Annotated in this window: 19 protein-coding genes; 15 read left to right on the top strand and 4 right to left on the bottom strand. The window is 68.7% G+C overall.

Annotated features, from left to right (window positions below):
- The first annotated feature begins 94 nt into the window (after positions 1-94).
- The 4 genes from lptG to TSO221_RS11755 all read left to right on the top strand — a co-directional run bounded on the left by lptG (position 95) and on the right by TSO221_RS11755 (position 4,894).
- Positions 95-1,189, top strand: coding sequence for an LPS export ABC transporter permease LptG (gene lptG, locus TSO221_RS11770; protein ID WP_109118685.1), 1,095 nt, complete (start codon positions 95-97; stop codon positions 1,187-1,189).
- A 129-nt stretch (positions 1,190-1,318) separates the two neighbouring features.
- A complete protein-coding gene (locus TSO221_RS11765; protein ID WP_247878014.1) occupies positions 1,319-2,740 on the top strand; it encodes a peptidylprolyl isomerase in 1,422 nt (473 codons plus the stop codon).
- Positions 2,740-3,771 carry a 4-hydroxythreonine-4-phosphate dehydrogenase PdxA gene (gene pdxA, locus TSO221_RS11760; protein ID WP_109118683.1) on the top strand — a complete coding sequence of 344 codons (1,032 nt, stop codon included), beginning with the start codon at positions 2,740-2,742 and terminating at the stop codon, positions 3,769-3,771. Before TSO221_RS11765 ends, pdxA begins: the two co-directional genes overlap by 1 nt.
- A 214-nt stretch (positions 3,772-3,985) precedes the next feature.
- Positions 3,986-4,894 carry a toll/interleukin-1 receptor domain-containing protein gene (locus TSO221_RS11755; protein WP_158284063.1) on the top strand — a complete coding sequence of 303 codons (909 nt, stop codon included), beginning with the start codon at positions 3,986-3,988 and terminating at the stop codon, positions 4,892-4,894.
- Here TSO221_RS11755 and TSO221_RS11750 read toward each other — a convergent pair.
- Positions 4,836-5,387 (bottom strand): uracil-DNA glycosylase family protein, encoded by a 552-nt coding sequence (locus tag TSO221_RS11750; RefSeq protein WP_348770258.1) that lies wholly within the window; start codon positions 5,385-5,387, stop codon positions 4,836-4,838. The two genes, TSO221_RS11755 and TSO221_RS11750, sit on opposite strands and share 59 nt — an antisense overlap.
- A gap of 91 nt (positions 5,388-5,478) precedes the next feature.
- Positions 5,479-6,090 (bottom strand): NYN domain-containing protein, encoded by a 612-nt coding sequence (locus tag TSO221_RS11745; RefSeq protein ID WP_247878017.1) that lies wholly within the window; start codon positions 6,088-6,090, stop codon positions 5,479-5,481.
- A gap of 297 nt (positions 6,091-6,387) precedes the next feature.
- On the opposite strand from TSO221_RS11745, the gene rpoZ reads away from it, so the two are divergent.
- From rpoZ to era, 10 genes are all read left to right on the top strand, one after another.
- Positions 6,388-6,828 (top strand): DNA-directed RNA polymerase subunit omega, encoded by a 441-nt coding sequence (rpoZ, locus tag TSO221_RS11740; RefSeq protein ID WP_109118680.1) that lies wholly within the window; start codon positions 6,388-6,390, stop codon positions 6,826-6,828.
- A 96-nt stretch (positions 6,829-6,924) separates the two neighbouring features.
- Positions 6,925-9,108 (top strand): bifunctional (p)ppGpp synthetase/guanosine-3',5'-bis(diphosphate) 3'-pyrophosphohydrolase, encoded by a 2,184-nt coding sequence (locus tag TSO221_RS11735; RefSeq protein ID WP_109118679.1) that lies wholly within the window; start codon positions 6,925-6,927, stop codon positions 9,106-9,108.
- 53 nt (positions 9,109-9,161) lie between these two features.
- A complete protein-coding gene (locus TSO221_RS11730; RefSeq protein WP_109118678.1) occupies positions 9,162-9,905 on the top strand; it encodes a sulfite exporter TauE/SafE family protein in 744 nt (247 codons plus the stop codon).
- Between the two features lie 13 nt (positions 9,906-9,918).
- A complete protein-coding gene (locus tag TSO221_RS11725) occupies positions 9,919-10,326 on the top strand; it encodes an HIT family protein (RefSeq protein ID WP_109118677.1) in 408 nt (135 codons plus the stop codon).
- Between the two features lie 197 nt (positions 10,327-10,523).
- Entirely contained in the window at positions 10,524-12,206 is a 1,683-nt protein-coding gene (locus TSO221_RS11720; protein ID WP_158284062.1) for a methyl-accepting chemotaxis protein, read from the top strand.
- A gap of 85 nt (positions 12,207-12,291) precedes the next feature.
- Positions 12,292-13,050, top strand: coding sequence for a pyridoxine 5'-phosphate synthase (locus tag TSO221_RS11715; RefSeq protein WP_109118675.1), 759 nt, complete (start codon positions 12,292-12,294; stop codon positions 13,048-13,050).
- Positions 13,047-13,466, top strand: a complete 420-nt coding sequence (gene acpS, locus TSO221_RS11710) for a holo-ACP synthase (protein WP_109118674.1) — start codon at positions 13,047-13,049, stop codon at positions 13,464-13,466. Before TSO221_RS11715 ends, acpS begins: the two co-directional genes overlap by 4 nt.
- Positions 13,467-13,495: 29 nt before the next feature.
- Positions 13,496-14,248 carry a signal peptidase I gene (gene lepB, locus TSO221_RS11705; protein ID WP_109118673.1) on the top strand — a complete coding sequence of 251 codons (753 nt, stop codon included), beginning with the start codon at positions 13,496-13,498 and terminating at the stop codon, positions 14,246-14,248.
- A gap of 1 nt (position 14,249) precedes the next feature.
- Positions 14,250-14,999: a ribonuclease III gene (gene rnc, locus TSO221_RS11700; protein WP_109118672.1), complete on the top strand. Its 750-nt coding sequence runs from the start codon at positions 14,250-14,252 to the stop codon at positions 14,997-14,999.
- Complete coding sequence (gene era, locus TSO221_RS11695) at positions 14,992-15,939, top strand: GTPase Era (protein WP_109118671.1); 948 nt, start codon at positions 14,992-14,994, stop codon at positions 15,937-15,939. Before rnc ends, era begins: the two co-directional genes overlap by 8 nt.
- On the opposite strand, the gene TSO221_RS11690 is transcribed toward era, so the two are convergent.
- Together TSO221_RS11690 and TSO221_RS11685 are read right to left on the bottom strand one after the other, a co-directional pair.
- Positions 15,940-16,644: a DUF2270 domain-containing protein gene (locus TSO221_RS11690; protein WP_109118670.1), complete on the bottom strand. Its 705-nt coding sequence runs from the start codon at positions 16,642-16,644 to the stop codon at positions 15,940-15,942.
- 1,150 nt (positions 16,645-17,794) lie between these two features.
- On the bottom strand, positions 17,795-20,290 hold the full coding sequence (locus TSO221_RS11685) for an EAL domain-containing protein (protein WP_109118669.1): 2,496 nt from the start codon (positions 20,288-20,290) through the stop codon (positions 17,795-17,797).
- A 148-nt stretch (positions 20,291-20,438) separates the two neighbouring features.
- Here TSO221_RS11685 and recO point away from each other — a divergent pair, with 148 nt between their 5' ends.
- Complete coding sequence (gene recO / locus TSO221_RS11680) at positions 20,439-21,158, top strand: DNA repair protein RecO (protein ID WP_109118668.1); 720 nt, start codon at positions 20,439-20,441, stop codon at positions 21,156-21,158.
- Positions 21,159-21,162 lie beyond the last annotated feature (4 nt).

The following is a 21,162-nucleotide window of genomic DNA, read 5'->3' as shown; positions in this document are numbered from 1 at the left end:
GGCCGCAGAGAGTTGGCCGCACGGGTTGTCTTGGCCGCGGTTCGGGCGTACATAGCGCACCGGTTCCCGTTTCCGGCCGCTGGAGGCCGACCTCATGTATTCCTCCGCGACGCTGTCGCGCTACATCGGCCGGCAGTTCGTCACCTGGTTCGTGCTGCTGCTGCTGGTCTTCCTCGGCATCATCCTGCTGCTCGACGTGGTCGAGCTGCTGCGGCGCGCCGGGTCGAAGCCCAACATCACCTTCGGCCTGGTGATGCAGATGGCGATGCTCAAGCAGCCGGAGATCGGGCAGCAGGTCTTCCCGTTCGTCATCCTGTTCGCCGGCATGTTCACCTTCTGGCGGCTGACGCGCAGCGCCGAACTGGTGGTGGCGCGCGCCGTCGGCGTGTCGGCGTGGCAGTTCCTGATGCCGGTGCTGCTGGCCGCGGCGCTGATCGGCGTGATCAAGGTGACGCTGATCAACCCCGTCGGCGCGGTGTTCATCGCCAAGTACGACCAGTTGCAGACGCGCTACCTGAAGCAGCGCTCCAGCAGCTTCGACATCTCCAAGTCCGGGCTGTGGCTGCGCCAGCAGCTCGACAGCGAGCAGTACTTCATCCACGCCGAGACGGTGAACCCGGCGACGCTGGAGCTGAGCAACGTCATCGTCTTCCTGTTCCAGGACGACAAGAACTACGTCGGCCGCATCGATGCCCCGTCGGCGGTGCTGAAGGAGCGCAAGTGGGAACTGCGCGAGGCGGTCCTCAGCCGGCCCAAGCGCGACCCGGAGGATCTGCCGACCTACACCATTCCCACCGAACTGGACATGGAGCAGATCGAGAGCAGCTTCGCCGCGCCCGAGACCATCTCGTTCTGGGACCTGCCGCGCTTCATCCACACGCTGGAGCTGACCGGTTTTCCGGCGACGCGGCACCGGCTGCACTACGCCTCGCTGCTGTCGCAGCCGCTGCTGTACTGCGCCATGGTGCTGTTCGCCGCCGCCTTCTCGCTGCGCCTGCCGCGGCGCGGCGGCACCATGATCATGGTGGCGGGCGGCGTGCTGACCGGATTCGCGCTGTTCATGGCGACCGACATCGTCAAGACGCTGGGCCTGTCGGAGACCATCCCGGTGCCCATGGCCGCCTGGATGCCGGCGGGCATCGCGTTGCTGATCGGCATCAGCGCGCTGTTGCATCTGGAAGACGGCTGAGCCCGTGTCATAGCTCGGCCGAACGAACGATCCCGTTTGCAACTCGGACGGCGGAGCCGTATTAAGGGCCGTTCATCTGGGGAGCGGAAGTCCATGTTCAGTTTGCGTGCCGTCCGGACGGCCCTTGCCGTGGCAAGCGCGTGCGCGGTCGTGGCGCTCGCCCCGGCCGAGAGCGCGGCGCAGAAGGCCCGGGGCCAGTCGTCGCAGCCTCCGGCGCAGGGCGGCCAGTCCGCCGGCCCGTCCGCCGGCCAGGTCGGCGAGCGCATCGCCGCGGTGGTCAACGAGGATGCGGTCTCGGTGTCGGATGTCAACGCCCGGCTGCGGCTGATGGTGGTCAGCGCCGGCATGCCCGACGGCGCCGAGACGCGCCAGCGCCTGATGCCGCAGGTGCTCCGCCAGCTGGTGGATGAGCGGCTGCAGATCCAGGAGGCCAAGCGCCAGGGCATCACGGTGCCGAAGGCCGACGTGGACAAGGCGGTCGAGCAGCTGGCCCAGCAGAACCGCATGGACAGGGCGAAGCTTGTCAAGTTCCTCGCCGACTCCGGCATTCCGCAGGCGACGCTGACCGAGCAGGTCCGCGCCCAGCTGTCGTGGCAGCGCGTCATGCAGCGCCGCGTCCGCCAGGAGGTGGCCATCGCCGACGAGGACGTCGACGCCGCCATGCAGCGCGTCAAGGAGAGCATCGGCAAGCCGGAGTACCTGGTCGCCGAGATCTACCTGGCCGTCGACAACCCCGACCAGGACGAGCAGGTGCGCCGCGCCGGCGAGCGCCTGATCGACGAGATCCGCAAGGGGGGCAACTTCGCCGCCGTGGCCCGCCAGTTCTCGCAGTCCACCACCGCCGCCTCCAGCGGCGACCTCGGCTGGGTGCGTCCGGGCGAGCTGGACCCGCAGATCGACGCGGCGCTGGCGCAGCTCCGCCCCGGCCAGCTGTCGCAGCCGGTGCGCACGGCGTCCGGCTACCACATCCTGCTGGTGCGCTCGAAGCGCGCGGTCGGCGGCGAGGAGGAGGCGGCACCGCCGCCGCAGCCGGTGGTGCAGCGGGTGCAGAAGCCCGACATCGCCAAGGCCAAGGTCAACATGAAGCAGATCGCCATGCCAGCGTCCGACCCGTCGCAGCTCAAGGCGGTGGCGGCGCAGATGGAGCAGGTGCGCAAGGCGATCAAGAGCTGCGCCGACTTCACCGCCAAGGCCAACGCCATCGGCATGCCGGACGGCGGCGACATGGGCATGCTGCGCGTCAAGGATCTGGCGCCGGGCCTGCAGAACCTGGCGCTGGGCATTCCGCTGGGCCAGCCGAGCCCGGTGATCAACACCCCCGGCGGTTCGCTCATCCTGATCGTCTGCAAGCGCGATGTGCCGATGATCACCGAGACGGTGACCGAGAAGGTCGCCGCCCCGCCGCCCCCGCCGCCGAAGCAGGCCCAGGCGCCGCGCCTGCCGACCCGCGACGAGGTCGAGGGCATGCTGATCCAGGAGCGCGCCGAGCTGGTGGCCCGCCGCTACCTGCGCGACCTGCGCCGCGCCGCGTTCGTGGAGTACCGCGTCTGATGACCGCTCGCCTCCCGTTGGCCGTCACCATGGGTGAGCCGGCGGGGATCGGTGGCGAGATCGTGCTGAAGGCCTGGGCGGAGCGCCGGAGCACCGGCGTTCCGCCCTTCGTCGTTCTGGACGACCCGGATCGCCTCACCCGCCTCGCGTCGCTGATCGGGCTGGCGGCGCCGGTGCGCGCCGTCGCCGGGCCGGAAGAGGCGGGCGCCGTCTTCGACTCCGCGCTGCCCGTGCTGCCGCTGGCCCTGGCGGCGCCGGTCGAGCCCGGGCGGCCCGACCCGGCCAACGGGGCGGCGGTGATCGCCGGCATCGACCGCGCGGTGGAACTGGTCCGCGCCGGGCGGGCGTCGGCGGTGGTGACCAACCCGATCCAGAAATCGGCGCTCTACGCCGCCGGCTTCCGCCACCCCGGCCACACCGAATACCTCGCCCACCTCGCCGGGATGAGCGAGGAGCCGGTGATGATGCTGGCCGGCGGCGGGCTGCGGGTGGTGCCGGTGACCATCCACGTGTCGGTGCGTCAGGCGGTCGAGATGCTCACCGCCGAGGCCATCGTGCATTGCGGCCGGGTGACGGCGGCGGCGCTGGCGCGCGACTTCGGCATCGCGGTGCCGCGGCTGGCGGTGGCGGCGCTCAACCCGCACGCGGGCGAGGGCGGCTCCATGGGCCGCGAGGAGATCGAAGTGATCGCGCCGGCGGTCGCCGCACTCTGCGCCGAGGGCATCGACGCCACGGGGCCGTGGCCGGCGGACACGCTGTTCCACGCCCGGGCGCGGGCGCGCTACGACGCGGTGCTGTGCATGTACCACGACCAGGCGCTGATCCCGCTGAAGACCGTGGACTTCGACACCGGGGTGAACGTGACGCTGGGGCTGCCCTTCGTGCGGACCTCGCCGGACCACGGGACGGCGCTGGATCTTGCCGGGACGGGGAAGGCGAGTGCCTCCAGCCTCGTGGCGGCGATGCGGATGGCCGCGGAGATGGCGGTGGCGCGGGCGGGCGGCACCAAAACGGCTCGCCGGAAGGCGTAATCCGCCTTTTCCGCGCCGGACGGTGCCCGTTCCTCATGCGGGTTTGTTAGTATTTCCAATATTCATTGCCGTCCCGAAATGGTTGTGCCGGGGCGGAGCGCCACCATATCGGGATGATGTCGATCTCGACGCAACGACGGCAATCGGGCACACTTCAGGGGCTGTCGGTGCGTCGCGAGGCCCGTGGCGCTCCGTAATGCCGGGGGGCTGTGCGATGGGCGACGCACCAAAGCTGAACTCACTGTTCGTCAGCTACAGACGCAAGGACAGTGCGGGGTGGGGCGGGCGGCTCGTCGAGGAGTTGTGGTCGGTGTTCGGTCGGAGAAACGTCTTCTACGACGTGGACGGCATTCCCCCGGGCTCCAATTTCCGCGTGGTGATTGAGGAAACGCTCGATAAAGTGGATGCGGCCCTGGTGATCGTCGGTCCGCATTGGTTGACCGTGACCAATGCGGAGGGCCGGCCCCGGCTTATGGAACCGGATGATCACGTCCGCTTGGAGATTGCATCGGCTCTGCGGCGGAGCATTCCGACCATTCCCATTCTGGTTGGCGACGCTGAATTGCCCAGGCGGGAGTTCCTGCCGGAGGATATCCAAGGATTGCTGGACCGCAACGCGGTCAAGCTGAGGGACGAGCGGTGGAGCGACGACACCGCGAACCTGATAAGGAAGCTCGGGAAGACGCCGCCGTCGAAACGGGGCTGGGGGGTATCCGGCGTGATTGGTGCCGGCGTCCTCTTCGCCGGCATCCTCTTCGGTAAGGACATCTACGAGTACCTGTTCCCCACGGAACGTGTGACGAAGGCTATTCACGAAGAGAGAATAGAGCCCGGTGCCGCGCTCAATTATGCGCTGAACCTTAAGCACGCCGGGCCAGTGGATGTCTTCGTGGAGGACATCGTTCCGGATTGGAGCGGGCGCCAGAAGAGCCCGGGGCTTCCGGAACTCTTCATGTCCATCTGTTCGGCGGAGGAGGGAAATGCTTGCCCTTCGCGTGAACAGGTTGCGAAATCAAACTCACGGCGCCGTGTGCTTCAGCCCGGACCGGTAACGATCACTTTTTTCAATTTCGTCGCGAATCCACCGCTTGGATATAAGGTTTCCGTTGAATATCCACGATAGCTTGGTCGAGTTCGATCAGAATCCTGGCCGCCGTTTCAAACACGGTGTCGAACATCGCCGGCGTCAGCCGCCCTGTGTTGGTGTTCTGCGGGCTGGGGTGGTAGCTGTCCACCAGCGTCAGCCTTCCGAGCGCGTGCACCGCGCCGTGGCCGAACGCGAACCCTCGAAGGTCCGAGGCCGCCAGCACCGCGTCGTGCGCCACCCGGCCGAGGGCCACCACCGCACGCAGGTCCGGACTCGATAACTCATCCACGAGGAATGGCCGGCACGCCGCCACCTCCGCGGCGGTGGGCCTGTTCGCCGGCGGCACGCAACGCACGGCGTTGGTGATGCGGACGACGTCCTCGCCCAGCCCGTGCCGTTCCAAGGCCGCGCGCAGCCAGCGGCCGGAGGCGTCGCCGCGAAACGGCAGGCCGGTCCGATTGCCGCCCTTCAGGGCCGGCGCGAGGCCGACCACAAGAATACGCGCACCGATGCTGCCCTCCGACGGCACCGGGGCGTTGTGGAAGTCCGCGAACGTGACGCGGTTCTGCGCGCGGAACGCCGCCAGACGCGGGCACCGCGCGCAGTCGCGATCCGGCCCGTTACAGCAAGTCGTCGCCGTTGCCGTAGTCCTGCATCGGGCTCTGGGTCTGGGACGGTCCCTGCTGGACGGTGCCGCCCCCCATGCCGCCATGCTGCGGCGGCTCGCGGTGGTGGTGGACGCGGGCGATCGAACCGGCGAGGTCCTGCAGCTCGATGAAGTTGTCGGCCTGCCGGCGCAGCTCGTCCGCCACCATCGGCGGCTGCGAGCGCACGGTGGAGATCACGCTGACGCGCACGCCCTTGCGCTGCACCGCCTCGACCAGCCGGCGGAAGTCGCCGTCGCCGGAGAACAGCAGGATGTGGTCCACCCGCTCGGCCATCTCCATCACGTCGATAGCCAGCTCGATGTCCATGTTGCCCTTGATCTTGCGGCGGCCGGACGCGTCGGTGAACTCCTTGGTCGGCTTCGTCACCATCGTGTAGCCGTTGTAGTCCAGCCAGTCGACCAGCGGACGGATCGGCGAATACTCCTGGTCCTCGACCAGTGCCGTGTAATAGAAGGCGCGGACCAGACGCCCCTCCGCCGCAAAGCCGTCCCGCAATCTCTTGTAGTCGATGTCGAATCCCAGGGCTCGGGCGGCTGCGTAGAGATTGGCGCCATCGATGAACATAGCCAAGCGTTCTTCTTTATAGAACAGTCGGCTCAATTCCTTTGGCAATGTGGCTGATCGATCCAATGTCATCGTCCTTCTACAAGCAATGATGGAAATATTAGGAGATCCGCCGTAATGCAATACGGCAGTCTGTAAAATAGGCGGGTCGTCGAGGTGCGGCAAGGGTGCAACGGGACGTCCTGCGGACGGGGGACCCCTACGTCCGGCGGGCGGCGCGGGGAGTCTTGCCGCTTGCATGGGCGGCGCGCGGTCAATATATTCGGACCCCTCCCAGGATTCCGGAGTTGGTTTGGCATGGCCCGCGTTACCGTCGAAGATTGCGTTCTCAAGGTTCCCAACCGGTTCGAGCTGGTGATGATGGCCGCCCAGCGCGCCCGCGAGGTTGCCTCCGGCGCCCCGCTGTCCATCGACCGTGACAACGACAAGAACCCGGTCGTGGCGTTGCGTGAGATCGCTGACGAGACGGTGGTGCTGGAGCACCTGAAGAATTCCCTGATCAAGGGCCACCAGAAGCACGTCGAACCCGACGAGCCCGAGGAGGAGATCGTCGAGTTGATGGCCGGCGAGCACGATTGGGCCCGCGGCGCCGACAACTCGCTGGATGGCGACGATGCCATGGGCGAGGAACTGGGCGAGGACGACGATCTCGCCGCCGACATGGACGCCGACCCCGCCAAGGCCTTCGGCGCGACCGAGGACGACGTGGTGGGCCGCGACGCCGAGGGCGACTTCTGATCCGGTGCGGGCGCGCGGGTGGCCGTTCGCGCCACCCGCATCCATATATCCAGATATTTCAACCGTTAGGGCGCGGATGGCGCCGGGTCGGGTGGCATGATCCGGCAATATGAACTCGTTGAGCGGGTAAGGGCCTACGATCCGTCGGCCGACGAGGACCTGCTGAACCGCGCCTACGTCTTCTCCATGAAAGCGCACGGGTCGCAGACCCGCGCCTCGGGCGACCCGTACTTCTCGCACCCGCTGGAAGTCGCCGGCATCCTCACCAACCTGAAGCTCGACGCCGCCACCATCGTGACGGCGCTGCTGCACGACACGGTCGAGGACACGGTCGCCACCCAGGAGGACATCGAACGCCTGTTCGGCCGGGAGATCGGCCGGCTGGTGGACGGCGTGACCAAGCTGTCGCGCCTGGAGATGCAGAGCGAACAGGCCAAGCAGGCGGAGAACTTCCGCAAGCTGGTGCTGGCGATGTCCGAGGACATCCGCGTGCTGCTGGTCAAGCTGGCCGACCGGCTGCACAACATGCGCACGCTCCACCACATCAAGAACCCGGACAAGCGCAAGCGCATCGCCCGCGAGACGCTGGAGATCTACGCGCCGCTGGCCGAGCGCATCGGCATGCACCAGGTGAAGGACGAGCTGGAAGACCTCGCCTTCGCCCAGCTGAACGCGGAGGCCCGCGACTCGATCCTGGCGCAGCTCTCGCGCCTGCGCTCGGAGGGCGAGGACCGCGTCCAGCGCATCATCGACGAGCTCGGCAAGGTGCTGCGGGACGACGGCGTCGAGGGCGCCCAGATCAGCGGGCGCGAGAAGACGCCCTACTCGATCTGGCGCAAGCTGCAGCAGAAGAACGTCAGCTTCGAGCAGCTGTCGGACATCATGGCCTTCCGCATCATCGTCGGGAACGTCGGCGAGTGCTACCAAGCGCTGGGCATCATCCACAGCCGCTATCCGGTGGTGCCGGGCCGCTTCAAGGACTACATCTCGACGCCGAAGCCGAACGGCTACAAGAGCCTGCACACCGGCGTCATCGGCCCGCAGCGCAACCGCATCGAGGTGCAGATCCGCACCAAGGACATGCACGAGGTGTGCGAGCTGGGCGTCGCCGCGCACTGGGCCTACAAGCAGGGGCAGCCGCGCGCCGGGGCGCGCGAATACCGCTGGCTGCGCGAGCTGCTCGACATCCTGGAGCACGCCACCAAGCCCGAGGAGTTCCTGGAGCACACCAAGCTGGAGCTGTTCCAGGACCAGGTGTTCTGCTTCACGCCGAAGGGTGATTTGATCGCCCTGCCGCGCGGCGCCACGCCGGTGGACTTCGCCTACGCCGTGCACTCCGAGGTCGGCGACCACTGCGTCGGCGCCAAGATCAACGGGCGCATGCTGCCGCTGCGCACCCAGCTGCAGAACGGCGACCAGGTCGACATCATCACCTCCAAGGCGCAGACGCCGGTGCCGGGGTGGGAGCGCTTCGTCGTCACCGGCAAGGCGCGCGCCCGCATCCGCAAGTTCCTGCGCACCCAGCAGCGCTCGCAGTACATCGAACTCGGCCGCGCCATCCTGCAGCGGCAGTTCCGCCAAGAAGGCTACGACTACGGCGAAAAGGCGCTGGAGGGCGTCCTCAAGATCTTCCAGCAGCCCGGCGTGGACGATCTGCTGGCGGCGGTCGGGTCGGGCCTGCATTCGGGGCGCGAGGTCTTCCACGCCGTCTTCCCCGGCCACAAGCCGCACGCGCTGGCGCAGCAGACGGTGCAGCTCAAGGACGGCGACGACAAGGCCGCGGCGCTGATCGCCAAGCCCAAGCCGAAGCCGAAGGGCCGCGAGGCGCCGCTGCCGATCCGCGGGCTGATCCCCGGCATGGCGGTGCATTACGCGCGCTGCTGTCACCCGCTGCCGGGCGACCGCATCGTCGGCATCGTCACCACCGGCAAGGGCGTGACCATCCACACCATCGACTGCGAGACGCTGGAGAGCTTCAACGACTCGCCGGAGCGCTGGATCGACGTCGCCTGGGACGTCGGCCCCGACAACCCGGAGGAGCACGTCGGCCGCATCCATCTGGTGGTCGCCAACGAGCCGGGCAGCCTGGGCAGTCTGTCCACGGTGATCGGCAAGAACGGCGGCAACATCACCAACCTGAAGATCACCAACCGCAACACCGACTTCTTCGAGCTGATCATCGACATCGACGTCAAGGACGCCAAGCACCTGACCAACATCATGGCAGCGCTGCGGGCCACGCCGGTGATCAACGCGGTTGACCGCGCGCGGGGGCGTTGAACCCCTCAATCGTTCGGGGCATAGTGCGCCGCACAATCGCTCCGGGCCCGCCGATGCTCTCCACCCTGCTCCTGATCGTCGCCGCGTACGCGGCCGGCGTGGTCAACGCCGTTGCCGGTGGCGGCAGCTTCCTGACCTTTCCGGCGCTGGTGTTCGCCGGGGTGCCGCCGGTCGCCGCCAACGCCACCAGCACCGTCGCCGTGTGCCCCGGCGCGCTGGCCGGCGCCTACGGCTACCGCAGCGAGCTGGGCAAGCTGACCGAGATCAACCTGCCGGCCTTCATCGGCATCAGCCTGATCGGCGGGCTGCTGGGGGCGCTGCTGCTGCTGTGGACGCCGGACGCCACCTTCGCCGTGCTCATCCCGTGGCTGCTGCTGTTCGCCACCGCGCTGTTCGCCGCCGGGCCGAAGCTGGCGGCGTGCATCCGCAGGAAGACGCATCTGGGGCCGGTCGGCGTGCTGATCGTGCAGTTCTTCATCGCCGTCTACGGCGGCTATTTCGGCGGCGGCATCGGCATCCTGATGCTGGCGACCTTCGGCGTCTTCGGGCTGCGCGACATCCACACCATGAACGGGCTGAAGTCGCTGCTGTCGGGCTGCCTGAACGCCATCGCGGTGGTCGCCTTCGTCGCCGGCGGCGCGGTCTACTGGACGGAGGCGCTGATCATGCTGGTGGCCTGCGTGGCCGGCGGCTATTCCGGTGCCCGCATCGCCCGCCGCATCCCGCCGCCCTACCTGCGCAAGTTCATCATCCTCGTCGGCTCGGCCATGACGGTGTATTTCTTCCTGACCAAATAACGGGAGGAAGGGCATGACCGAGACCGTCTTCAGCCGGATCATCGCCGGGGAGATCCCCTGCGCCAAGGTCTACGAGGACGAGCACAGCTTCGCCTTCATGGACGCCGGGCAGGTCAACCCCGGCCACGTGCTGGTGGCGTCGAGGCGCCCGGCGGAGACCATCCTCGACCTGACCGAGGACGAGGCGGCGGCGCTGTTCCGCACCGCGCACAAGGTCGCCCGCGCCGTGCAGGCGGCATTCGAGCCCGCCGGCCTCACCATCCTCCAGGCCAACCGGCCGGCCGGCTGGCAGACGGTGCCGCACGTCCACCTGCACGTGCTGCCGCGCCACGAGGGCGACGGCGTCGGTCTGGAATGGCCGCGCAAGGGGCCGCCGCTCGACACGCTGAAAGAGCTGGCGGCGCGTATCCGTGTAAAATAGTAGGACACTGCCGGCCTGCGACCAAATGGCATAGCCAGGGCGGCTGGGAAAAGCGTCTGGTGTGGTGTATCACCTCGTTCGCGCGTAACGGGTGCTGTTTTGTACTCGAATAGATGGCATTTTGCTCAACTATCGAGAAAATTCGGCAAAAAGACATTCGTCCGCGTCATGCGAAGAACACGGGGGAATGGCACGCCATGCTGAGCAACCTGAAGATCCGCACCAAGATTCTGCTGATGATCGGGGCGGTGCTGACCGGCATGGCGCTGGGGTCCGCCGTGGCGCTGTACAACCTGCGCGCCGCCATCGTCGCGGAGAAGGAGGGGCAAGTCCGCAACATGGTGCAGGCCGCCCTCTCCATCGCCGCCTCGTACCAGCAGCGCGCCGCCAAGGGCGAGATGAGCGAGGAGCAGGCCAAGGCCCAGACCCTCGCCACGCTGCGGCCGTTGCGCTACGGGCCGCTCAACGACTACGTCTTCGTCTACCGGATGGACGGCACCTCGCTGGTCATCGGCCCGCGCCCGCAGGACGAGGGCAAGCCGCGCATGGACGCGCTGGACGCCGCCGGCAAGCCCTACATCCGCGCCATGATCGAGGCGGCGCAGGCCGGCGGCGGCTTCGTCCCCTACGTGGTGGCGCGCCAGGGCTTCAAGGACCCGCAGCCGAAGCTGTCCTACGCGGCGCCCTTCGCGCCGTGGGGCTGGATGCTCGGCACCGGCGTCTACACCGACGACGTCGATGCCGCCTTCCAGGCGAACGCCGCCCAGGTCATGGGCATCGGCACGGTTCTGGTGCTGCTGTCGCTGGTCGCCGCGCACCTGATCTCCCGCGACATCACGAAGCCGCTGGCCGGCCTGTCCGGCACCATGCGGAGCTTGGCCGAGGGTGATCTGGCGGTGGAGGTCGGCCACGCCGGCCGAGGCGACGAGGTGGGCGGCATGGCCGCCGCCCTGCAGACCTTCAAGGACCGTGCCGTCGAGTACCGCCGCCTGCAGGACGAGGCCGATGCCGCCGCCGGGCGCCGCCTCGCCCGCCAGCAGCGGGTGGAGGGGTTGTCGAGGGACTTCGACGGCGCCGTACAGCAGCTGATGCACGCGGTGCAGGACGCGCTGGAGAAGCTGACCTCGGCGTCGGGCGAGCTGTCCGCCACCGCGTCGCAGACCCAGGCGCGCAGCGGCGAGGTGTCGGCCGCCACCCAGCAGTCCACCGCCAACGTCGAGACGGTCGCCGCCGCCGCCAGCGAGCTGATCGCCTCCACCGGAGAGATCGACCGGCAGGTGCGCATGGCCGCCGACATCTCGCGCGCCGCCCAGGCGCAGGCCGAGGCGGCGAACGCCCGCATCGCCGACCTGTCGGACTCCGGCCGCCGCATCGGCGAGGTGGTGCAGCTCATCACCTCCATCGCCTCGCAGACCAACCTGCTGGCGCTCAACGCCACCATCGAGGCGGCTCGCGCGGGAGAGGCCGGCAAGGGCTTCGCGGTGGTCGCCACCGAGGTGAAGAACCTCGCCAACCAGACCGCGCACGCCACCGAGGAGATCATTCAGCAGATCGCCGCCGTGCAGGGCCAGACCGAGGGCGCGGTGTCGGCCATCCGCGAGGTGTCGGAGGTGATCGGCCGCCTCAGCGAACTGGCGACCTGCATCGCCGGCGCGGTCGAGCAGCAGGGGGCGGCGACCAGCGAGATCGTCCGCAACGTCGAGGAGGCGGCGCACGGCGCCCGCCAAGTGTCCAACAGCATCGTCGAGGTCAGCGACGGCGCCTCCCGCACCACCGGCATGGCCGGCGTCGTCGCCTCCGCGGCCGACCGGCTGAACGGCGAGAGCCGTTTGCTGCGCGGCGAGGTGGAGCACTTCCTGCGCGCCGTGCAGGAGGCGTGACGCGGCGCTCCGGCGTCGCTATATAGTCCCGAGTGCCCGCGCCGGCCCTCCCGGCCGGTGCGTGGCCGATTCCGGGAGCGTCGCGATGACCCGTTACCTGCGCCTGGGCGTGAACATCGACCATGTGGCGACTGTGCGCAACGCGCGCGGCGGCAAGCATCCCGACCCCGTGCGCGCCGCCCACCTCGCCGCCGAGGCCGGCGCCGACGGCATCACCGCCCACCTGCGCGAGGACCGCCGCCACATCCGCGACGCCGACGTCGAGCGCCTGATGGCCGAGCTGACGCTGCCGCTCAACCTGGAGATGGCGGCCACCGACGAGATGCTGGCCATCGCGCTGCGGCACCGCCCGCACGCCGTCTGCCTGGTGCCGGAGAAGCGCACCGAGGTCACCACCGAGGGCGGCCTGGACGTCGACGGCGGGCGCGGCCACCTGGAGCGCTACGTCGCCGAGCTGGGCGCCGCCGGCATCCGCGTCTCGCTGTTCATCGACCCGGAGGTGCGCCAGCTGGACGCCGCGCGCGCGCTGGGCGCCCCGGTGGTCGAGCTGCACACCGGCGCCTACTGCGACACCCCACCGGGAGCCGGCCGCGGGTCGGAGCTGACCCGTCTGGTGCAGGCGGCGGCGCACGCCGAGGCCATCGGGCTGGAGTGCCACGCCGGACACGGGCTGGATTACGGCACCGTCGGCCCGGTCGCCGCCATCCCGACCATCGTCGAGCTGAACATCGGCCACTTCCTGGTCGGCGAGGCGCTGTTCGTCGGCCTGGGCGAGACCATCCGCGCCATGCGCCGGCGCATGGACGAAGAACGACCGGGAGCACGGGCCGGGGCGGTGCGATGATCCTCGGCATCGGCAACGACCTCACCGACATCCGCCGCGTCGAGCAGACCCTGGAGCGCTTCGGCGAGCGCTTCATCGACCGCTGCTTCACGCCCACCGAGCGCACCAAGTCGGAGCGCCGGGTCGGCAAGGGCGGCAAGTACGACGCGCGCGCCGGCAGCTACGCCAAGCGCTTCGCCGCCAAGGAGGCGTGCGCCAAGGCGCTGGGCACCGGCTTCCGCAACGGCGTGTTCTGGCGCGACATGGGCGTGGTCAACCTGCCCAGCGGCCAGCCGACCATGGCGCTCACCGGCGGTGCGCTCGACCGCCTGAAGGCGATCACTCCCAAGGGCATGGTCGCCCGCATCCACGTCACGCTGACCGACGAGTACCCGCTGGCCGAAGCTTTCGTCGTCATCAGCGCCGAACCCGAATAACTCACACCGACACGCAGAATCGAGTTCCCATGGCCTTGGTCGAGAAGAAGAAGGACGCCGGCAGCATCGGCGAGACGCTGAAGACGGTGTTCTACGCGGTGCTGATCGCGTTCGGCGTGCGCACCTTCGCCTACGAGCCGTTCAACATCCCCTCGGGCTCGATGATCCCGACGCTGCTGATCGGCGACTACCTGTTCGTGTCGAAGTTCTCGTACGGCTACAGCAAGCACACGGTGGCCTTCGGCCTGCCGCTGTTCGAGGGGCGCGTGCTGGGCAAGACGCCGGAGCGCGGCGACGTCGCGGTGTTCAAGCTGCCGCGCGACAACAAGACCGACTACATCAAGCGCGTCATCGGCCTGCCCGGCGACACGGTGCAGATGATCGGCGGCGTCCTGCACATCAACGGCAAGGCCGTGCAGCGCGACCGCATCGAGGACTACGTCGCCAAGGACAGCCTGGGCCGCGAGACCCGCGTGGCGCAGTACATCGAGACGCTGCCGAACGGCAAGAAGCACCGCATCATCGAGGAGACCGACCACGGGGCGCTGGACGACACGCCGCTCTACAAGGTGCCCGAGAACCACCTGTTCATGATGGGCGACAACCGCGACAACTCACTGGACAGCCGCGTTCCCAGCATGGTCGGCTACGTGCCGGTCGAGAACGTGGTCGGCCGGGCGGAGTTCCTGTTCTTCTCGCTGGAGGACGGCACCCGCTTCTTCGAGGTCTGGCGCTGGCCCTTCGACCTGCGCTTCTCGCGCCTGTTCAACGGCGTGAACTGACGTGACGAACGAAGCCATCGAGCCCGAAGGCGGGGCAGACGTCGCCGAACTCGCTGCGGCGCTCGGCCACACGTTCGCCGACCTCGGCCTGCTCGCCGATGCGGTGACGCACCCCAGCCTGATGGGGCTGGAGCGCTCGGACAAGGGCACCTCGCCCTCGCAGGGCCCCGGCATCGCCTACGAGCGGCTGGAGTTCCTCGGCGACCGGGTGCTCGGCCTGTGCATCGCCGACTGGCTGCTGGAGCGCTTTCCGAACGAGAAGGAAGGGGCGCTCGCCAAGCGGCACGCCGCGCTGGTGCGGCGCGAGGCGCTGGGCGCGGTGGCCGCGGGGCTCGACCTCGGGCGCTACCTGCGCCTGTCGCCGGCCGAGGATTCCGGCGGCGGGCGCGGCAACCGCACCATCCTGGCCGACGCCTGCGAGGCGGCCATCGGCGCGCTCTACCTGGACGGCGGGCTGGAGGCGGCGAAGCGCTTCATCCGCGGCGCCTGGGCCGGCATGATCGACCGCCACCAGCCACCGCCGCTCGACCCGAAGACGGCGCTGCAGGAATGGGCGCAGGGACGCGGCCGGCCGTTGCCGGTTTACGAGATGATGGACCAGAGCGGCCCGGCGCACGAGCCGGTGTTCTGCGTGCGCGTGACGGTGCAGGGCGAGGAGCCGGCGACGGCCACCGGGTCGTCCAAGCGCGCCGCCGAGAAGCAGGCGGCCAGCGCGCTGCTGCGCCAGTTGGGAGTTGCCGTGCATGACTGACGAGACCGACATCGACGATCTGCCCGGCCACCAGCCGGAGAATCCCCGCTGCGGCTTCGTCGCGCTGGTGGGCGCGCCGAACGCCGGCAAGTCGACGCTGCTGAACGCGATGATCGGCGCCAAGGTGTCGATCGTCAGCCCGAAGGTGCAGACCACGCGCTCGCGCGTGCTGGGCATCACCATCGAGGGCGACAGCCAGATCCTCTTCGTCGACACGCCCGGCATCTTCACGCCGAAGAAGCGGCTGGAGCGCGCCATGGTCGCCGCCGCCTGGCAGGGCGCGCACGACGCCGACCTCGTCGGCGTGCTGGTGGACGCGTCGCGCCGCGGCATCGACGACGACACCCGCGGCATCATTGCGGCGCTGCAGGAGCAGCAGCGCAAGGCGATCCTGGTCCTCAACAAGATCGACCTGGTGAAGCACCGCGAGAACCTGCTGGCCCTGACCGCCGAGCTGAACGACGCGGGCATCTTCACCGACACCTTCATGGTGTCGGCGGCCACCGGCGACGGCGTGCAGGACCTGCGCAAATTCCTCGCCGAGCGCCTGCCGGAGGGGCCGTGGCTGTACCCGGAGGACCAGATCTCCGACATGCCGATGCGCCTGCTGGCCGCCGAGGTGACGCGCGAGAAGCTGTTCCTCCAGCTGCACCAGGAGCTGCCCTACGCCGCCACGGTCGAGACCGAGGAGTGGGAGGAGTTCCAGGACGGCTCGGTGAAGATCCGGCAGGTGGTCTACGTGCAGCGCGACAGCCAGAAGGCCATCGTGCTGGGCAAGGGCGGGGCGCGCGTCAAGCAGATCGGCCTCGCCGCCCGCACCGAGCTGGAGGCGTTCCTGGAGCGCCGCGTCCACCTGATGCTGTTCGTCAAGGTCCGCGAGAACTGGACCGAGGACCCCGAGCGCTACAGCGTCTGGGGCCTCGACTTCGAACAGAAATAGTCACGACGCCCCGCGCGCCAGATCGAGCACCGAATCCCGCGCCGGCCTCGGCGGGCGGTCGCGGTCGGCGCCGCGGCGGCTGCGGTAGGTGCGCACGGCGATGGTGATCCAGGTGGCGTGGAACAGCACGCCGCACAGGATCACCACCGCGCCCGGCACCGGCCCGATGGTGGCGCGCGTCCACAGCTGGTCGAGGGTGGCGATCGGCGTCGGGTGGATCAGCAGCTTGCCCACGTAGGCCGCCACCTGGATGCCGAAGATCCAGCCGTAGTTGCGGCGCAGGCGGCGCCCGGCGGCCTCCATCAGCGTGATGTGCAGGGCCGGTGCGCGGTAGTCCTGGTGCAGCACCGTGTTCCAGCCGGTGTCCAGCCGTACCCCCTGGCCCAGCAGGATCGGGCCGAAGAAGTGCACTTCCAGGATGTGGGCGCGGATCCGCCAGAAATCGAAGAAGCGGTAGCGCCGCGCCTCGATCATCAGGAACACCGCGACCAGCAGCCCGACCAGCACCAGCGGCAGCGGCGAGGCGTCGGCGCTGGAGAAGGACAGCGACAGCGCCAGGCCGGTGGTGACCACCGCCCAGTTGGTGGTGGCGTCGAGCCGGGTGCGCCAGACCGTGCTGCGGTACAACTCGCCCCGGTAGAGGTGGGCCAGCGCGCTGACGTCCGCCGAGCCCAGCGTCGGCGGTGTGGATCGGATCTCGTCCATCGGGCGTCCCTCCTGCGGGCCGTACGCTGGCCCTTGCCAAGGAGAGTGTGGTCGCAAGGCGCGCGGGGCAATCGGGCACCGCCAACCGGTGGCTGCCGCCGCTCCGCCGGCTGCGCCGCGGCGGGGGTGCGGAGGCCGGAGTGGAACAGCGTGGAACGTCCTGAAACATTGTGCGGAGGCTGTTCACTTCACACGGTCCTGCGCGGGGCTCCTGGGGCGATAATAAGAAAATTATCCTATCACGGATCGGCTGCGAACGCAACATCAACAGAAGCAGGAAAAGCGCCGAATATGGATAAGACGTTGTCCCGTCGCATTCCAAATATACGAACATGTTGTGGCTGATCTGGAGTCCGTGATCAGCGGCCTTCCGTGGCGTTCAGTATGCGCAAGGCGGGCCGTTCAGCCCCTACCATAGAGTGAAATACCAGTTCTCATCCCTGGCAATTGGACAGCCATTGAGTGATGTGGCGCTCATATCGGAGTTACTGCGCTAACGCCACGGAGTGCGCGTAATCCTTACTCTCACTGTGATTTTTCGTGCTGTTGAGGCACCATCTTGGGGCAGCAAGCGGGAGGATCGGGCGATGTTGCACCTTCCCTTAGCCATAGCGTCCGGGGCTCTGTTGTCCTTGACCCCGTCAGAACGGTTCTTCACTCACGATTGGTACACGGATCTGGTCGGCCCATTTGGGAAATCATGTTGCAATGGTCAAGATTGTCGTCCCGTTCCGTATCGTTATAGTGCAGACAGCCAGCTTGAGATCTTTGCTGAAGGCGTGTGGAGGGTGGTTGATAAAGTGCTCATATTGCCGACCTCATCACCTGATAACCTGGCGCACGCCTGCTATAGGTCTCTTGGGGGCGAATATTATGAGTCGTCGGGCTTCATACTGTTTTGCGTCATTCTTCCTGGATCGGTGTGACCCAGAGATATGAGGAATCGCCGGCCAAGTCAGCAAAGCATGACTTTGAGCGAAGAGGGCCATGACGGACTTTATGGGAAAGCGACGGTGTCGCCCCGGCATTCGGTGATCCCGCACCGGTTTCCCGTGCCTCTGGCATGGGGAGGTGAGGATGGGGCTGGCGGTGGTCGAATCGGTGGACCGGACCGAGCACGCGTGCCGTAATCGGTCGCCGGCGTAACCCCCTACGCCGCTCCCAGTTCCACGCTCTCCCCCACCAGCCGCGCCTCCGCCTCCTCGGCCGGTTCCGGCCGTGCCCACAAGTAGCCCTGGCCGTAGGTGCAGACGATGTCGCGCAGGAACTCCGCCTCGGTCTCGGTCTCCACACCCTCGGCCACCACGTCCATGTTGAGGATCGCCGCCAGCGTGGTGATGACCTGGACGATGGCGGCGCTGCTCTCGCCCTTGGAGATGGCGGAGACGAAGGTGCGGTCGATCTTCAGCGTGTCGGCCGGGAACTTGTGCAGATACGCCAGCGACGAATAGCCGGTGCCGAAATCGTCGATGCTGAAGCGCACGTCGAGGTCGCGGATCGCCCGCATCAGCTCGCGGCATTTCTCCGGGTCCTGCATCAGCAGGCTCTCGGTGATCTCCAGCTTCAGCGAGGAAGGCGGGATGCGGTGCTCGGCCAGCGCCGCCTCGACCAGACTCAACAGATCGTCGTCGCGGAACTGCTGGGAGGAGACATTGACGCTCATGAACAGCGGCTTCGGCCGCGGGAAGCGCGCCTGCCAGCCGGCCAGCTGGCGCGTCGCCTCCTGCAGGGCCCAGCGGCCCATCGGCACGATCAGGCCGCATTCCTCGGCCAGCGGGATGAACTCGGCCGGAGAGACGAGACCGCGCTTCGGGTGGCGCCAGCGCATCAGCGCCTCGAACCCGGCGATGCGGCCGGTCAGCACGCTGACGATGGGCTGGTAGAACAGGCAGAGCTGGCCGCGCTCCAGCGCGGTGCGCAGGTCGGCCTCGGTGCGCATCTGCGACATCGCCTGCCGGCGCAGCGTGGAGTCGAAGACGTCCACCCGGTTGCGGCCGTTCTGCTTGGCCCGGTACACCGCGAGGCCGGCGTCGCGCAGCATGTCCTCCGGCCGGTCGTAGCCGGTGGCGCTCAGCGCCACGCCGATGGACGCGGTCAGCACCACCGCGTGGTCGTCCAGGGGCACCGGCTCCGCCACGATGGCGGCGAGGCGCCGCGCCGCGGTCAGCGCGTCGCCGACATCGTCCACGTCGTTCAGCAGCAGCGCGAACTCGTCCGCCGACAGCCGCGCCAGCGTGTCGCCCATGCGTCGACTGTCCTCCAGCCGCCGCGACATGGTGCGCAGGATCAGGTCGCCGATGGCCGGGCCCTTGGCGTCGTTGATCGCCTTGAAGCGGTCGAGGTCGATCAGCAGCAGCGCGAAGTGCTTGCCCCGCGCCCGCCGGTGGCGGTCGAGCGCAAGCCCGGTGCGGTCGATCAGCAGCGTGCGGTTCGGCAGCCCGGTCATGCCGTCGTGCACCGCGTCGAACAGCAGCTGCTGCTCCGCCTTCTTGCGCGCCGTGATGTCGGTCATCGAACCGGCGAGGCGCACCGGCTGCCCGCTGTCGTCGCGCACCGCCAGGCCGCGCGCCAGCATCCACAGCACGGCGCCGTCGGCGGCGTGCATGCGGAACTCGTGCTGCAAATTCTCGCGCTCGCCGGCCAGATGCAGATCCAGCGCCGCGCGCAGCCCGTCCACGTCCTCCTTGTGGACGCGGGAGAACCACTCGCGGCTGGCCGAACCGATCCGGTCGTCGGCGTAGCCCAGCATCGCCTTCCAGCGCGGCGAGTAGTAGACCTCGTCGCGGTCCAGCCACCAGTCCCACAGCCCGTCGTTGGCGCCTTGCGCGGCGAGCGCGTAGCGCTCCTCGCTGAGGCGCAGTTGCTGCTCGGCCAGCTTGCGGTCGGTGACGTCGGCCTGGCTGCCGACGATGCGCACCGGAGCGCCGGCGGCGTCCTTCACCGCGATGCCGCGGCACGACATCCAGCGCTGCGTGTCCCGGGCGTCGCGCATCCGGTACTCGATCTGGAACGGTTTGCCGTCCTCCTCGGCGCCGCCCAGCGCGGCGGTCAGCCAGATCAGGTCCTCCTCGTGCACGCGGCCCAGCCACTCCTGCGGGCCGTCGCCGACGGCGTGCTCGTCGAAGCCCAGCATCGCCTTCCAGCGCGGCGCGTAGTAGACGCGGCCGGTGGCCAGGTCCCAGTCGTACAGGCCGTCGTTGCTGGCGGCAGCGGCCAGCGCGTAGCGCTCCTCGCTGCGGCGGAGCTGGAGTTCGGCCAGCTTGCGCTCGGTGACGTCGGCGACCGAGCCGACGAGGCGCACCGGCTGCTGCGATTCGTCGCACACCGCCATGCCGCGGCAGACCAGCCAGCGCCACTCCCCCGACTCCCCAGGGGCGTTCCGCGGGCGGACGCGGTGCTCGATGTGGAAGGGCAGGGTGACGCCGCCGCGCTGGCCCTCCAGCGCCGCGTGCAGCCAGTCGAGGTCCTCGGGGTGCACGCGCTCCAGCCAGTCGTCCGGCGGGCCCGGCGATTCGGAGGGCGGCAGGCCGAGGAAATCACGGAAGCGCGGCGACAGATACAGCGTGCCGGCGCGCAGGTCCCAGTCCCACACGCCTTCGGTGCCGGCTTTCTCGGCAAGCAGGTATCGGTCGACGGGACTGGTCAAAACCCTTGGGCCTTTTTTAAGGTCTCTCTCCATCCATTGCCGCTTAGATCGCATCAAATTGCAACTGCTATGACACGGACCCCGGAGCACCGTGCACCCTGTGGTGCCGGGGGGTGCATCCGCGGCGCGGATGTACTATTTTCGTTCCATGGAATGGACCGACCAGGGCATCGTGCTGTCGACCCGTCCGCACGGCGAGAGCGCGGCGGTGGTGACTCTGCTGGCGCGCGAGCACGGCCGCCACGCGGGGCTCGTCATGGGCGGCCGGTCCTCGCGCCAGCGCGGCCACACCGAGCCGGGCAGCGTCGTCGCCGTACGCTGGCGCGGCCGGCTGGCCGAGCACCTGGGCACCTACGTGCTGGAACCGCTGAGGGGCTACGCCGCCGGGCTGCTCGACGACCCGCCGCGGCTGGCGGCGCTCGCCTCGGCCTGCGCGCTGGCCGAGGCGGCGCTGCCCGAGCACCAGCCGCATCCGGCGCTGTACGACGGCCTGTGCGCCCTGTTCGAGGTGCTGGACGGCGCCCCCGCCTGGGCTGAAGCCTATGTGCGCTGGGAGGTCGGGTTGCTGGCGGAACTGGGCTTCGGGTTGGATCTCGAGCGCTGTGCGGTGACCGGGGAGGTGTCGGGCAACGAGTATCTGGCCTTCGTCAGCCCGCGCACCGGGCGGGCGGTGTCGGTCTCCGCCGGCGAGCCCTACCGCGACCGCCTGCTGGCGTTGCCGGGCTTCCTGGTCGGGCGCGGGCAGGGCGGGCCGGACGAGGTGGCGGCGGGGCTGCGGCTGACCGGGCACTTCCTGGAACGCCACGTGCTGAACGCCCCGCTGCCGCCGGCGCGGGAACGGCTGGCGGTGCGCCTTATGAGAACATAACAAG

Origin of the sequence: Azospirillum sp. TSO22-1 (assembly GCF_003116015.1) — a bacterium.
Taxonomy (GTDB): Bacteria; Pseudomonadota; Alphaproteobacteria; order Azospirillales; family Azospirillaceae; genus Azospirillum.
This window is presented reverse-complemented; position numbering and strand designations above follow the sequence as displayed.